At 68.1% G+C, this 14,561-nt stretch carries 10 protein-coding genes and 1 tRNA gene; 1 reads left to right on the top strand and 10 read right to left on the bottom strand.

What is annotated here, in order from left to right; translation table 11 throughout:
- Positions 1–74: 74 nt before the first annotated feature.
- A complete protein-coding gene (locus STRBO_RS41095; protein ID WP_003999697.1) occupies positions 75–203 on the bottom strand; it encodes a DLW-39 family protein in 129 nt (42 codons plus the stop codon).
- Between the two features lie 424 nt (positions 204–627).
- Between STRBO_RS41095 and STRBO_RS0100050 the strand changes: the two genes are divergently transcribed.
- Positions 628–975: a DUF6344 domain-containing protein gene (locus STRBO_RS0100050; RefSeq protein ID WP_005482985.1), complete on the top strand. Its 348-nt coding sequence runs from the start codon at positions 628–630 to the stop codon at positions 973–975.
- Between the two features lie 282 nt (positions 976–1,257).
- Here the strand turns inward: STRBO_RS0100050 and STRBO_RS0100045 are convergent.
- The 9 genes from STRBO_RS0100045 to dnaA form a co-directional block, all read right to left on the bottom strand.
- Positions 1,258–1,331 (bottom strand) — tRNA-Ile (locus STRBO_RS0100045).
- A gap of 180 nt (positions 1,332–1,511) precedes the next feature.
- Positions 1,512–2,330 (bottom strand): DUF3566 domain-containing protein, encoded by an 819-nt coding sequence (locus STRBO_RS0100040; protein WP_020113579.1) that lies wholly within the window; start codon positions 2,328–2,330, stop codon positions 1,512–1,514.
- An 18-nt stretch (positions 2,331–2,348) separates the two neighbouring features.
- Entirely contained in the window at positions 2,349–4,943 is a 2,595-nt protein-coding gene (gene gyrA / locus STRBO_RS0100035; RefSeq protein ID WP_005482982.1) for a DNA gyrase subunit A, read from the bottom strand.
- 42 nt (positions 4,944–4,985) lie between these two features.
- Positions 4,986–7,031 (bottom strand): DNA topoisomerase (ATP-hydrolyzing) subunit B, encoded by a 2,046-nt coding sequence (gene gyrB / locus STRBO_RS0100030; RefSeq protein WP_209442933.1) that lies wholly within the window; start codon positions 7,029–7,031, stop codon positions 4,986–4,988.
- A gap of 417 nt (positions 7,032–7,448) precedes the next feature.
- Complete coding sequence (locus STRBO_RS0100025; RefSeq protein WP_028796392.1) at positions 7,449–7,982, bottom strand: DciA family protein; 534 nt, start codon at positions 7,980–7,982, stop codon at positions 7,449–7,451.
- A complete protein-coding gene (gene recF, locus STRBO_RS0100020) occupies positions 7,979–9,103 on the bottom strand; it encodes a DNA replication/repair protein RecF (RefSeq protein ID WP_005482979.1) in 1,125 nt (374 codons plus the stop codon). Before recF ends, STRBO_RS0100025 begins: the two co-directional genes overlap by 4 nt.
- A gap of 100 nt (positions 9,104–9,203) precedes the next feature.
- On the bottom strand, positions 9,204–10,079 hold the full coding sequence (gene gnd, locus STRBO_RS0100015; RefSeq protein WP_005482978.1) for a phosphogluconate dehydrogenase (NAD(+)-dependent, decarboxylating): 876 nt from the start codon (positions 10,077–10,079) through the stop codon (positions 9,204–9,206).
- Between the two features lie 205 nt (positions 10,080–10,284).
- Positions 10,285–11,415, bottom strand: a complete 1,131-nt coding sequence (gene dnaN, locus STRBO_RS0100010) for a DNA polymerase III subunit beta (RefSeq protein WP_020113578.1) — start codon at positions 11,413–11,415, stop codon at positions 10,285–10,287.
- Positions 11,416–12,317: 902 nt separating this feature from the next.
- Positions 12,318–14,315, bottom strand: coding sequence for a chromosomal replication initiator protein DnaA (dnaA, locus tag STRBO_RS0100005; RefSeq protein WP_005482976.1), 1,998 nt, complete (start codon positions 14,313–14,315; stop codon positions 12,318–12,320).
- Positions 14,316–14,561: the final 246 nt, after the last annotated feature.

Here is a 14,561-nt window from a genome sequence, read left to right as displayed (position 1 = left end):
GGCTATGCGCCCGGGCGACACAAAACCCCGGCCGCGAGCGCGGCCGGGGTCTGCTCTGAGACTGATGTCGATGTTCACGAACCCGTGGGCACGGAGTCAGTAGCCTCCGTCCACAGGTCCTGCTCGGCGCGATCCGCCTGGATCTGGCGGTACACGAGGAGCCCGCCGATGGCGGCCAGTGCGACCAGGAGAAGCTTCTTCACCGCGCGACCTCGTCTTTCCTTGACGTAGGGGACCTCTGGCGCCCGACTATACACACCGACCGATACCGATCGGTGACCTGCGTCCGCCCCTCAACTGCCGCCCGGAAGACCGCAGTACAACCGGATTCAGCTGTTCCGATCGCAGGCTCATCACACAGGTCCCCCACCTCTCGCACGCCGCGACGAACCCCGCGGGCACCCCTCGGCCCCACCCACCCCGCGCGCGCCTTCCCGCGGCCACTACGGCCACTACGCGGCTCTGCGGCCACATACGGGCTCTCTGGAGCTTTGCGAGGCCCTTGCGCCCATCCGAGTGGTGTTCATCCGACGATCCACGCGCCATGGGCGTCGGTACATGATTTCGGAGCCCACATACACATCATGAGGAAAGTACGCAAATCGCCCAACCCGAAAGTGAGGGGCCGTGGCCCAGAACAAGGTCATGAAGCTGTGGACCGCCATCGTCACCGCCGTCCTGGCGCTGTGCACGGCGCTCGGACTGATCACGACCACGGCGTCGGCCGCGGTACCGCAGACCGGGACCACTCGCAACTGCGCGGCCCCCACGACGACGACAGCGATGTCCCTACCGGCCCGGCCCCACGACCGCGCCCTGCCTCCCACGATGAAGCAACGCATCCGCGCCGAGGCCCACGGCTCCTCCCCCTCCTGCCGCCACCGCGCGCTCCTCGAATCGGCGGGCACGGACTCCACCGTCCTGGAGCCCTCCCACTCGCAGGCCGAGCGACCCGTCGCACCCCTCCAGCGCTGATCCGACCCAGGCAACAGAACGCACCACACCGTGGCGATCTTGCGTACGACGCCTCGCAGGACAAGCAGACAGCACAAACGAACAGCACAGGCAGACAGCACAAGCAGACGGCACAAGCCCAAGCACACAGAACACGCGCGGAGAACGACCACAGAGAACGACCGCGACAGAACAACGGAAGCCCCCGGCCGAACTGGCCGGGGGCTTCCGCGTCACCACTCATCGGGCTGCGTCTCGAACGACGAAGACCCTCAACCGTTACCGGTTGAGGGTCTTCAGCTGTGGGGCTAACAGGATTTGAACCTGTGGCCTCATCCTTATCAGGGATGCGCTCTAACCAACTGAGCTATAGCCCCGCCGCGCTCTGCGGTGTGTGTCCCGCGCGCTGACTCCTGAAGATTAGCGCACGACCTGGGGAGTCCCAAAATCGATACCCGGAGGGGGCCCGCGAGGCGGTGGGGGACCTCGGCGGGGACGGTGTTCGACACCGTCCCCGTAGGCCGTTCCCGTCAGCCGTCTCTATGAAGGCGCCGTGCTCACTCGTCCTCGGCGAGCGTCAGCTCGATGCCGCCGACGAAGCCCGCGGAGATGTTGTAGATGAAGGCGCCGAGGGTGGCCAGGGCGGTCGCGAGGACGACGTCGATGACCGCGATGATCGTGGTGAAGACCAGCACGTTGGGCAGCGACAGGAACGACTGCAGGTCGAAACCGTTGGATTCGTTCGAGCCGGTGGCCTCGGAGATGGTGGCGCCCACCGAGGAGAACACGCCCATCGCGTTCATGACCATCCACAGCACCGCGGCCGCGACGACCGTGCAGATGCCGAGGGCGATGGAGAGCAGGAAGCTGACCTTCATCACGGACCACGGGTCGGCCTTGGCCACTCTCAGCCGTGCCTTGCGCGTACGCGGCGTCGTGCGCGCCCCCGTGCGCGGCTGGCGGGAGCCCTCCGGCGCCGGCTGGTACGCCTGCGGCGGGTGGTACGGGCCGGACTGCTGCTGCGACTGCCGCTCACCCGGCAGCGCGGAGCCGCCGGACTGCGCCTGGGCGGCAGGCTGGGGCTGCGGCGGAGCCGGGCGGACGGGCCCGGCCGCAGGCGCGGACGGGCCCGTCGGCGCCGACTGCTGGGCCTGCGGACCACGTGTGTCCGTCACGGTTCTCCCCTGGGGTCCAGCCTTCTCGGTCGACGGCGCGGGCGCGGTGGAGTCCGTCGCGCCCGTCTTGATCGCTTTCAGCTGGGTCGTGTGCGTGTCCATCGCACGCGCGGCGGAGCCACGGCCGCCGCCGTCCGCCTCCGACCCGGTCGAAGTGCCGGCCGAAGTACCGGACGACCCGGCGCCCGTGGCTCCGCTCACGCTGACTCACTCCTCGTGCTACTCGGACGAGGGCGCCTCACCCTCGTCCGTACCGGTCGTCGCGGCACCCTCGGCGGACTCGTCGACGGCCTCGTCGCCGTCGACCTCCTCCGCCTCCCGCCCCGCCTCGGCGTTACGAGCGATGCCGACCACGGCATCGCGCTTGCCCAGGTTGATCAGTTGGACGCCCATGGTGTCACGGCCGGTTTCCCTGATCTCGTTGACTCGCGTACGAATCACACCGCCCGACAGCGTGATGGCGAGGATCTCGTCGGTCTCCTCGACCACCAGCGCGCCGACGAGCGAACCGCGGTCCTCGACGATCTTGGCGGCCTTGATACCGAGGCCGCCGCGACCCTGGACGCGGTACTCGTCAACGCCGGTCCGCTTCGCGTACCCGCCGTCTGTGGCAGTGAACACGAACGTACCGGGTCGAACAACATTCATCGAGAGCAGCTCGTCGCTCTCACGGAAACTCATGCCCTTGACACCCGAGGTGGCACGGCCCATGGGCCGCAGTGCCTCGTCCGTCGCGGTGAAGCGGATCGATTGTGCCTTCTTGCTGATCAGAAGGATGTCATCTTCTGCCGATACAAGTTCGGCTCCGATCAGTTCATCGTCCGAACCGTCCTCTTTTTCACGGAGGTTGATGGCGATGACACCACCGGAACGGGGCGAATCGTAATCTTTCAGAGGCGTCTTCTTCACAAGACCGCCCTTGGTGGCGAGCACCAGGTAGGGCGTGGCCTCGTAGTCGCGGATCGCGAGGATCTCGGCGATCGCCTCGTCCGGCTGGAAGGCCAGCAGGTTGGCCACGTGCTGTCCACGCGCGTCACGTCCGGCGTCCGGCAGCTCGTACGCCTTGGCCCGGTAGACACGGCCCTTGTTGGTGAAGAACAGCAGCCAGTGGTGGGTCGTGGACACGAAGAAGTGGTCGACGATGTCGTCTTCCTTGAGCTTCGTGCCGCGTACGCCCTTGCCGCCGCGCTTCTGGGCGCGGTAGTCGACCGCCTTGGTCCGCTTGACGTAACCGCCGCGCGAGACGGTGACGACGATGTCCTCCTCGGCGATGAGGTCCTCGATGGACATGTCACCGTCGTAGGGCACCAGCATCGTCTTGCGGTCGTCGCCGAACTTCTCGACGATCGCGGCGAGTTCCGCGCTGACGATGCCGCGCTGGCGCACCGGGGACGCGAGGATCTCGTTGTACTCGCGGATCTTGGCCTGGAGTTCGTCGTGCTCCTGGATGATCTTCTGGCGTTCCAGGGCTGCGAGGCGGCGCAGCTGCATCTCGAGGATGGCGTTGGCCTGGATCTCGTCGATCTCCAGGAGGTCCATCAGGCCCGTGCGCGCGATGTCGACGGTGTCGCTGCGCCGGATCAGCGCGATGACCTCGTCGATGGCGTCCAGGGCCTTCAGCAGGCCGCGCAGGATGTGCGCCCGCTCCTCGGCCTTGCGCAGCCGGAACTTCGTACGGCGGACGACGACCTCGATCTGGTGCGTCACCCAGTGGCGGATGAACGCGTCCAGGGAGAGGGTGCGCGGCACGCCGTCGACCAGCGCCAGCATGTTGGCGCCGAAGTTGGTCTGCAGGTCGGTGTGCTTGTACAGGTTGTTCAGGACGACCTTGGCGACGGCGTCGCGCTTCAGGACGATGACCAGCCGCTGTCCCGTGCGGGACGACGTCTCGTCACGGACGTCCGCGATGCCGCCGATCTTGCCGTCCTTCACGAGGTCGGCGATCTTCTGCGCGAGGTTGTCCGGGTTGGTCTGGTACGGCAGCTCCGTGACCACCAGGCACTGGCGGTTCTGGATCTCCTCGACCTCGACGACCGCGCGCATCGTGATGGAGCCACGGCCCGTGCGGTACGCCTCCTCGATGCCCTTGCGGCCGACCACCAGGGCGCCGGTCGGGAAGTCGGGGCCCTTGATGCGCTCGATCAGCGCGTCCAGGAGCTCCTCGTGGGAGGCCTCGGGGTTCTCCAGGTACCACTGGGCGCCGGCCGCGACCTCGCGGAGGTTGTGCGGCGGGATGTTGGTCGCCATGCCGACCGCGATACCGGCCGAGCCGTTGATCAGCAGGTTCGGGAAGCGGGCAGGCAGGACGGTCGGCTCCTGGGAGCGCCCGTCGTAGTTGTCCGTGAAGTCGACGGTCTCCTCGTCGATGTCACGGACCATCTCCATCGACAGCGGCGCCATCTTGCACTCGGTGTAGCGCATGGCCGCCGCCGGGTCGTTGCCCGGAGAGCCGAAGTTGCCGTTGGAGTCCACCAGCGGCATCCGCATCGACCACGGCTGCGCGAGGCGGACCAGCGCGTCGTAGATCGAGGAGTCACCGTGCGGGTGGTAGTTGCCCATGACGTCGCCGACGACACGGGCGCACTTGTAGAAGCCCTTCTCGGGCCGGTAGCCGCCGTCGTACATCGCGTACAGGACACGGCGGTGGACGGGCTTGAGACCGTCGCGCACGTCGGGCAGCGCGCGGGACACGATGACGGACATCGCGTAGTCGAGGTACGAGCGCTGCATCTCGGTCTCGAGCCCGACGGGCTCGACACGCATGACGATCTCGCCGCCCTCTTCAGGCGTCACTGGAATGTTCTGGTCGGCCATTGCTGGTGAAGATCCTTCCCTGTGCGGTCAGCTGAGACCGACTCAGATGTCGAGGAAGCGGACGTCCTTGGCGTTGCGCTGGATGAACGCGCGGCGGGCCTCGACGTCCTCGCCCATCAGCACCGAGAAGAGGTCGTCGGCCTGGGCGGCGTCGTCGAGCGTGACCTGGCCGAGGACGCGGTGCTCCTGGTCCATCGTCGTGATGCGCAGTTCCTCGGCGTTCATCTCGCCGAGACCCTTGAAGCGCTGGATCGAGTCCTCGCGGATGCGCTTGCCGCGCTGACGGCCCATCTCGATCAGCGCGTCACGCTCCCGGTCGGAGTACGCGTACTCGATGTCCTCCCGACCCCACTTGATCTTGTAGAGCGGCGGGCGGGACAGGAACACGTGGCCGGCCTCGACCAGCGGCCGCATGAAGCGGAACAGGAAGGTCAGCAGCAGCGTGTTGATGTGCTGGCCGTCGACGTCGGCGTCCGCCATCAGGATGATCTTGTGATAGCGCAGCTTCTCGATGTCGAAGTCCTCGTGGACTCCGGTGCCGAAGGCCGAGATCAGCGCCTGGATCTCCTGGTTCTGCAGGATCTTGTCGATCCTGGCCTTCTCCACGTTGAGGATCTTGCCGCGGATCGGGAGGATCGCCTGGTACTCGGGGTTCCGGCCGGACTTGGCAGAACCGCCGGCGGAGTCACCCTCGACGATGAAGATCTCGCACTTGATGGGGTCGTTCGACTGGCAGTCGGAGAGCTTGCCCGGCAGGGACGCCGTCTCCAGCAGGCCCTTGCGCCGGGTGAGGTCCCGGGCCTTGCGGGCCGCCACGCGCGCGGTGGCCGCCTGGATGCCCTTGCGGACGATGTCCGCCGCCTCGACCGGGTTGCGGTCCAGCCAGTCGTTCAGGTGCTCGTAGACGACCTTCTGGACGAAGGTCTTCACCTCGGTGTTGCCCAGCTTGGTCTTCGTCTGGCCCTCGAACTGCGGCTCGCTCAGCTTCACCGAGATGATCGCCGTCAGGCCCTCGCGGATGTCGTCACCCGTGAGGTTGTCGTCCTTCTCACGCAGGAGCTTCTTCTCGCGCGCGTACTTGTTGACCAGGTTGGTCAGCGCCGCGCGGAAGCCCTCTTCGTGCGTACCGCCCTCGTGCGTGTGGATGATGTTCGCGAAGGAGTAGACACCCTCGGTGTAGCCACTGTTCCACTGCATCGCGAGTTCGAGGGACAGGCTCCTGTCCTTGTCCTCGGCCTCGAGGTCGATCACGGTGGGGTGCACCACGTCTCCCTTGCGGGAGTTGAGGTACTTCACGAAGTCGACGATGCCGCCCTCGTAGTGGTACGAGACGCTCTTGACCTCGTGCTTCTCGTCCTCACCCGCCTCGTCCGCCCCGGCCGTGGCCTTCGCCGACTCGCGCTCGTCGGCGAGGTTGATCCGCAGACCCTTGTTGAGGAACGCCATCTCCTGGAAGCGCCGCGAGAGCGTCTCGAAGGAGTACTCGGTCGTCTCGAAGATGTCCGGGTCGGCCCAGAAGGTGACCGTGGTGCCGTGCTCGTCCGTGGCCTCGTGCTGGGCAAGCGGGGCCGTCGGGACGCCCAACTTGTAGTCCTGGGTCCAGCGGTGGCCATCGGTCTTGATCTCGACGGACACCCTGGTCGACAGGGCGTTCACGACGGAGACACCCACGCCGTGCAGACCGCCGGAGACCGCGTAACCGCCGCCGCCGAACTTGCCGCCCGCGTGCAGGACCGTCAGCACGACCTCGACGGCCGGCTTGCCCTCGGAGGGGACGATGCCGACCGGGATGCCACGGCCGTTGTCGATGACCCGCACGCCGCCGTCGGCGAGGATCGTGACGTCGATGGTGTCCGCGTGGCCGGCCAGCGCCTCGTCGACCGAGTTGTCGACGACCTCTTGCACCAGGTGGTGAAGTCCGCGCTCACCGGTTGAACCGATGTACATACCGGGGCGCTTGCGGACCGCGTCCAAGCCCTCGAGGACGGTGATGGCGCTGGCGTCGTACGCCGGGGTCGAGGCCTCGGCGACTCCAGCCGGGGCCTCGTTGGACAGGATGTTCTCGTTGGGGTTGCCGGAATCGGCCACGAAGCGCCCTTTCTGGCACAGCACAAGCCAGGCTCCCGGCGGGTTTGCCGGAACGGCTGCGGCGTTGCGGTGGAAGCCTTTGTCTGGGTTGAACGGTGTTACCGAAGCGGTCCCCACGAATGGGGCGTGATTCGCTTCCAGTCTACCGGTAGCGCCGACAGTGATGGGGGTTTGCCGGTACCTGAGTCCGCATGTGCCGCCCTGAACCGGTCTCTCCCGACTCCCCATATGGGGAGCGGGGCTCCAAGAGGCTCACAGCGGCACTCAGCGCTTCCGGGTGTCAACCCTTTGCTACTCCCGGGTCACGTCCACGTTCGCAACCGCACGCGACGACACACACCGGAGCGCACGGGTGCTCACAGGGCAGCGCGAACCCCCCGGTGAGGGGCGCGGGAGCACCCGAAAATGTGACTACGGTCACCCGTAGGTATCGCCTGGCCCGGTACTGCCCGGAGCACGCAGGGGCCCGTAGCGACGGGTGGAGCCAGCGGGACCGTGGACCTTCAGCAGCTGTACGGTGCCGTGCCCGAGGTCCTCGTTGAGCCGGGCGACCAGTTGCGGAGCCAGCAGCCGCACGTTCGTCGCCCAGGCCGTCGAGTCGCACCGCACGTGCAGGACCCGCTCGTCCTCGTCGTACCGCTCCGGTACGCATCGTCGGGCGAGGTCGTCGCCGACGATCTGCGGCCACCGGCCCATGACCCCGCCGACGGCGGCCGGCGTCTCCCAGCCCCGCTCGGTGATCAGACGGTTGATGGCGGGACCGAGCGGCATCGGATCACGGCCGTCGGCACGGGCGCCGGAGCGCAGTCCACCGCCGCGCCTGGCCTGCTTCTTCTGCTGGGTGGCCTCCCCACGCGCGCGTGCGGCCTCCTTCGCGGCCCGCAGCGCCACGCGCGCGAGGTCCACGCCGGAGGGCTCGGGCGGTGTCGGGACTGCATCGGATCCGCTCATACGCGCTCCACCGTCCCGTCGGACACGACGTACCGCGTCCCTGTCAGTACGTCCGGTACGTCGTCGTCGACCGCGGCGGTAACCAGGACCTGCTCGCCCGGCGCGACCAGCTCCGCCAGCCGCTCCCGTCGACGGGTGTCCAGCTCTGCGAAGACGTCGTCGAGGATCAGCACGGGCTCGTTCCCCTCGGCCCGCAGCAGATCGTACGAGGCCAGCCGCAGCGCCAGGGCGTAGGACCAGGACTCGCCGTGCGAGGCGTACCCCTTGGCGGGCAGCTCACCGAGTTTGAGATTCACATCGTCCCGGTGGGGTCCCACCAGGGTGACGCCCCGCTCGATCTCCTGCTTGCGACTCTCGGCCAGGGCGGCCATCAGCTGCTCGTACAGCTCCTCGCGCGCGTGGCCGACGAGGCCGGGAGAGGAGGGCTTGTACTCCAGACTCACAGGTCCGCCCCCCGGTGCCAGCTGCTCGTAGGCCTTGTCGGCGAGGGGCTGGATCGCGGCGACCAGGTCCAGGCGCTGGGCGAGCAGTTCGGCGCCCACGCGCGCGAGGTGCTGGTCCCACACGTCGAGCGTGGACAGGTCCATGGTGCGGCCGCCGTGTCTGCGGGCCAGCGCGGCCGACTTGAGCAGTGTGTTGCGCTGCTTGAGCACCCGCTCGTAGTCGGAGCGCACGCCCGCCATGCGCGGTGTCCGCGCGGTGATCAGCTCGTCGAGGAAACGCCGCCGCTCCCCGGGATCGCCCTTGACCAGCGCGAGGTCCTCCGGGGCGAACAGCACCGTCCGCACGATGCCGAGCACGTCGCGCGGCCTGACCTGGGACGACCTGTTGATGCGGGCACGGTTCGCCCTGCCGGGATTCAGCTCCAGCTCGACCAGCTGCTGCCGCTCGCCCTGCCGCACCTGCGCCCGGATCACCGCACGGTCGGCGCCCATGCGGACCAGCGGCGCGTCCGACGACACCCGGTGGCTGCCCAGGGTCGCGAGATAGCCGACCGCCTCGACCAGGTTCGTCTTGCCCTGCCCGTTGGGACCCACGAACGCGGTGACGCCCGGGTCGAGCGGGACCTCGACCCGGGCGTACGAGCGGAAGTCGGCCAGCGACAGGTGCGTGACGTGCATGGTCGGGTGCCGACCTCCCCCAGGGTTGTGGACCACCGTGCGGCCCTGTGGACGACTTCTCGTCGACGTTCGGTGTTCGTCTCGTCTTCGGTGCCGCGGGCTACTTCGTCTCCACCGCGTGCCCGCCGAACTGGTTCCGCAGCGCCGCGATCATCTTCATCTGCGGAGAGTCCTCCTGGCGCGACGCGAACCGCGCGAAGAGCGAGGCCGTGATCGCGGGCAGCGGCACGGCGTGCTCGATGGCGGCCTCCACGGTCCACCGGCCCTCGCCGGAGTCCTGTGCGTAGCCCTTGAGCCGGTCCAGGTGCTCGTCCTCGTCGAGGGCGTTCACCGCCAGGTCGAGCAGCCAGGAGCGGATGACCGTGCCGTCCTGCCAGGAACGGAAGACCTCACGGACGTCCGTCACCGAGTCGGCCTTCTCCAGGAGCTCCCAGCCCTCGGCGTACGCCTGCATCATCGCGTACTCGATGCCGTTGTGGACCATCTTCGCGAAGTGCCCGGCGCCGACCTTGCCGGCGTGCACCGCCCCGAGGTCGCCCTCGGGCTTCAGGGCGTCGAGGACCGGCTGCACCTTGGCGACATTCTCCGCGTCACCGCCGTACATCAGCGCATAGCCGTTCTCCAGGCCCCAGACGCCGCCGGAGACACCGCAGTCGACGAAGCCGATGCCCTTGGCGGCCAGCTCCTCGGCGTGCTTCTCGTCGTCCGTCCAGCGGGAGTTGCCGCCGTCCACGACGACGTCACCGGGCTGGAGCAGCTCCGCCAGCTCGTCGACCGTCGACTGGGTGGCCGCGCCGGCCGGGACCATCACCCACACGACCCGCGGGCCGGTGAGCCTGCCCACAAGCTCCTCGAGGCTGTGGACATCGGCGAGATCCGGGTTCCGGTCGTATCCGATGACGGTGTGGCCTGCGCGGCGGATCCGCTCGCGCATGTTCCCGCCCATCTTGCCGAGGCCGACGAGACCGAGCTCCATCAGTTGTTCCTTAGGTTGCGACGTGGCATGAGGGCACTTGCGTACCCACCCACGAGCCTAGACCCGGACGCTCACGCACACCTGTGGGCATACCCGCTCATAAGTGGCCCCCGACCTGCGGCTTCGCACCGCGGGCCCGCCGCTCCGCCGGGCCCGCGGCGGTAGGGACACCGCCGCGGCCGAGCCGTCGGCGGTGTCCGGCCGGTCAGCCGCTGAGCCGCACCGGCATGATCAGGTACTTGTAGGCCTCGTCCGCCTCGGCGTCCACCGCCGGCTTGCCGCTGAGCAGCGCGGGCTTGGTGGACGTGGTGAACGACAGCTGGGCGACCGGGGAGTCGATGGCGCTCAGGCCGTCCAGCAGGAACGTCGGGTTGAAGGCGATCGAGATGTCGTCACCCTCCAGATGGGCGTCGACCCTCTCCACAGCCTGTGCGTCGTCACTGGAGCCGGCCTCCAGGATCAGCACGCCCTGCTCGAAGCTCAGCCGCACCGGCGTGTTCCGCTCGGCGACCAGGGCGACGCGCTTGACCGCCTCGACGAAGGGGGCGGTCTCGATGACGGCCACGCTGTTGAACTCCGTCGGGAACAGCGTGCGGTACTTCGGGAGGTCGCCCTCCAGCAGCCGCGTGGTCGTACGACGGCCCGCACCCTCGAAGCCGATCAGGCCTTCGCCCGAGCCGGAGCCGGAGAGCGCCAGGATGACGCTGTCGCCGCTCGTGAGGGCCTTGGCGGTGTCCAGGAGCGTCTTGGCGGGCACCAGGGCGACCGCGGACGCCTCGGGGTTCTCCGGCTTCCACAGGAACTCGCGGACCGCGAAGCGATAGCGGTCGGTGGAGGCCAGCGTGACCGTGTCGCCCTCGATCTCGATGCGCACACCGGTGAGGACGGGCAGCGTGTCGTCGCGCCCGGCGGCGATGGCCACCTGGGCGGCGGCGGAGGCGAAGACCTCACCGGGAACGGTGCCCGTGGCGTTCGGCATCTGCGGCAGGGTCGGGTATTCCTCCACAGGCAGCGTGTGGAGTGTGAATCGCGAGGAGCCGCAGACCACCGTGGCCCGTACACCGTCTGTGGAGATCTCCACCGGGCGGTTGGGAAGGGCACGGCAGATGTCGGCGAGCAGCCGGCCGGAGACGAGCACCGTGCCTTCCTCGTCGACCTCCGCCTCCACGGAGACCCGGGCGGAGACCTCGTAGTCGAAGCCGGAGAGGCTCAGCTGGCCTTCCTCGGCCTTCAGAAGGAGGCCGGCGAGGACAGGCGCCGGCGGCCGGGCCGGGAGGCTGCGCGCCGCCCAGGCCACGGCCTCCGCGAGTACGTCGCGTTCCACCCGGATCTTCACTGTTGCCGCCTCCTGCTGTTGCCGGCGCTTCTCGCCCTGCCTGGCTTCGTCGTCTGTCTCGGTGTCGGTGGTCCCTGTGACGGGAAGGACACCGGGGACCAGTCTGACGCACACCACTGACACTCGGAGCCTCTCGGGGTCAAGTCGTGACGAGGCGCGGTCAGGCAGCCCGGAGCGAGTTGTGCACAGGACCCACTTCGAAACGGATTCCCAGCTCTCTCTAGTTGGGAGTAGTAGTAGGGCCTGTGGAAACCGTGGATAACCCCGTTTTCGCAGCTCAGACGGCAAATTTTGTCCACCGTGCCTGTGGGCGGAGGCGGTGGACAACCGGGGGTGTCTGTGGAGAACGGAAAGTTCTGCACACACCGTGCACAGCCTCGGGGCACTTCTCCCCAACGGCGTCCCCAGGTTTACCCGTCTTTCCCACAGCCCAACCAGGCAACTTCGTGTGACGCCTTTCACTCGACACAGTGAGGAGGCGCGTTGGCTTGCCGAACAGTGGACAGGCATGTGGAGAAGCCGTCGATCACTGGGGACAACACGGCTCAGCCTGTGGGCCGTCGGTGGACAACCCCGTCCACAGTCTGTGGATCACCGCTTTGTCCACAGCCTGTGGAAATCTTTCGTCCACGAATCCACAGGGGGATGACCTGGCCTGATGATCCCTCAACAGCCGCCCCTGTGGACACGATCTGCATAACTTCCCGGTCCCCAGGGTGTGGACGGAAGAAAGTCCCCGAATCTGTGGAGGGAGGCCGTAACGCGGCTGGTATTCGAACACCTGATGTCGGTCCGGCGACGGCCCGAGACTCCCCGGCGACGGCCCGAGGCCCCTCGGAACGACGAAGGCGCCCTCGGGAACTCGTCCCGGGGCGCCCTCGGCGTCGTGCGACGGCCCTGTGTCAGCCGTTCTTGATGCGGTTCGTCAGCTCGGTCACCTGGTTGTAGATGGAGCGCCTCTCCGCCATCAGTGCGCGGATCTTGCGGTCGGCGTGCATGACGGTGGTGTGGTCACGGTTGCCGAACTGCGCGCCGATCTTGGGCAGCGACAGGTCGGTCAGCTCCCGGCACAGGTACATGGCGATCTGCCGGGCGGTCACCAGGGCGCGGCCGCGCGAGGTGCCGCACAGGTCCTCGACCGTGAGCCCGAAGTAGTCGGCCGTAGCACCCATGATCGCGGTGGCCGTGATCTCGGGGGAGGCGTTCTCGCCGCCCGGGATCAGATCCTTGAGGACGATCTCGGTCAGCCCCAGGTCCACCGGCTGCCGGTTGAGCGAGGCGAACGCCGTCACCCGGATCAGCGCGCCCTCCAGCTCGCGGATGTTGCGCGAGATGCGGGACGCGATGAACTCCAGGACCTCCGGCGGGGCGTTGAGCTGTTCCTGCACCGCCTTCTTGCGGAGGATCGCGATCCGCGTCTCCAGCTCGGGCGGCTGGACGTCGGTGATCAGACCCCACTCGAAACGGTTCCGCAGCCGGTCCTCCAGTGTCACCAGCTGCTTGGGCGGCCGGTCGCTGGAGAGGACGATCTGCTTGTTCGCGTTGTGGAGCGTATTGAAGGTGTGGAAGAACTCCTCCTGCGTCGACTCCTTGTCCGCCAGGAACTGGATGTCGTCCACGAGCAGGATGTCCATCTCCCGGTACCGCTTGCGGAAGCTGTCGCCCTTGCCGTCGCGGATGGAGTTGATGAACTCGTTGGTGAACTCCTCCGAGCTCACGTACCGCACCCGCGTGCCCGGGTAGAGGCTGCGCGCGTAGTGCCCGATCGCGTGCAGCAGGTGCGTCTTGCCGAGTCCGGACTCCCCGTAGATGAAGAGGGGGTTGTACGCCTTGGCCGGAGCCTCCGCGACGGCCACCGCGGCCGCGTGCGCGAAACGGTTCGAGGCACCGATGACGAAGGTGTCGAACAGGTACTTCGGGTTCAGGCGTGCCGTCGGCTCCCCGGGGCCGGACGCCGGCGCGGGCTGCGCCGCCAGCGGGCCGGGCGCGCTGCTCGCCGGGCCGCCCCGGTGGACATGGCCGGAGCCCGGCGGCGGATCGGGAAGCTCACGCCGGTCCTGGCGATAGTCGGAGTCGGCGCCCGGCCGGTCGTAGTCGCCGCGGTGCTGGTCGTACGGCGGCCGGTCGCTCGACTGCGAGCGGTAGTCCGACGACGGCGAGGCGTACGGATCCCGTTCCGGGAATCCGAGCCGTTGCTGCTGCCAGCCGTAGTCGTCCTGCGACGGTCGCGGCCAGGCGCCCGGTTCGGGGCGCTGGTATTCGGACGGATATGCGGGGCGCGCGGTCGGAAGCTGGTCCGAGCGGCCGGCGGGGTGCTCCGAGCGGGGGGGCGGCAACTGGTCGCCGGGCCCGCCGCCCATCTGCTCGCCGCGGCCGGGACCACGGTCCTCGGCCCGGTGACGGCCGTACCCCTCGTAGGGGTCGCGGGCCTGGCCGTCGTATCCGTTCCGCTTCTCGTACGGGTTCTGGTTGTCGTACGGGTTCTGGTTGTCGTACCCACCGCGCGCGTCGCGCCCCTGGCCGTCGTAGGCGGTCCTGCCCTCGTAGCCGTCGCGACTCTGGGCCGGGACGGAAGGCTGCTCCGGCTCCTCGAAGCGGTGCTGGACCGGCGGGGGCTGCTCGCCGACGGAACTGTCGACGGTGATCGCGATACGGATCGGGCGGCCGCACTCCCGGCTCAGGGTCTCGCTGACGATCGGCGCGAGACGGCCTTCCAGTACGCCCTTGGCGAACTCGTTCGGGACGGCGAGAAGCGCCGTGTCCGCGACCAGGGCGAGGGGCTGGCAGCGCTTGATCCAGCGCTCGTCCTTCACCTCGACGCCCTGACCATGGCCCTCACCGAGGAGCTTCTCCAGTACTCGTGGCCACACTGCGGCAAGATCGGCAGGTACGTCAGCCACAGGGCACGCTCTCTCACAGGTCCCACGAACGTGTGGTTCTGGGACAGGTCGGTTCGGAACTCGGGTGGGGCACTCGAGACGAGGAGCTGATGGGTGGGTCGGGTCCCAGCAGCCAAAGGAAAAGGAACGAATCGGAGTTCAGTCACGGTAGTCACGGCGACCGGTACGGTTCAAGTTGTTGTCCCCAGCCTGTGGATAGTGTCTCCCTGTGACCTCCGGTTTGACCGGATGGCGTAGCCGCGCGTA

The sequence above is a fragment of the Streptomyces bottropensis ATCC 25435 genome, from assembly GCF_000383595.1.
Classification (GTDB): domain Bacteria; phylum Actinomycetota; class Actinomycetes; order Streptomycetales; family Streptomycetaceae; genus Streptomyces; species Streptomyces bottropensis.
This window is presented reverse-complemented; position numbering and strand designations above follow the sequence as displayed.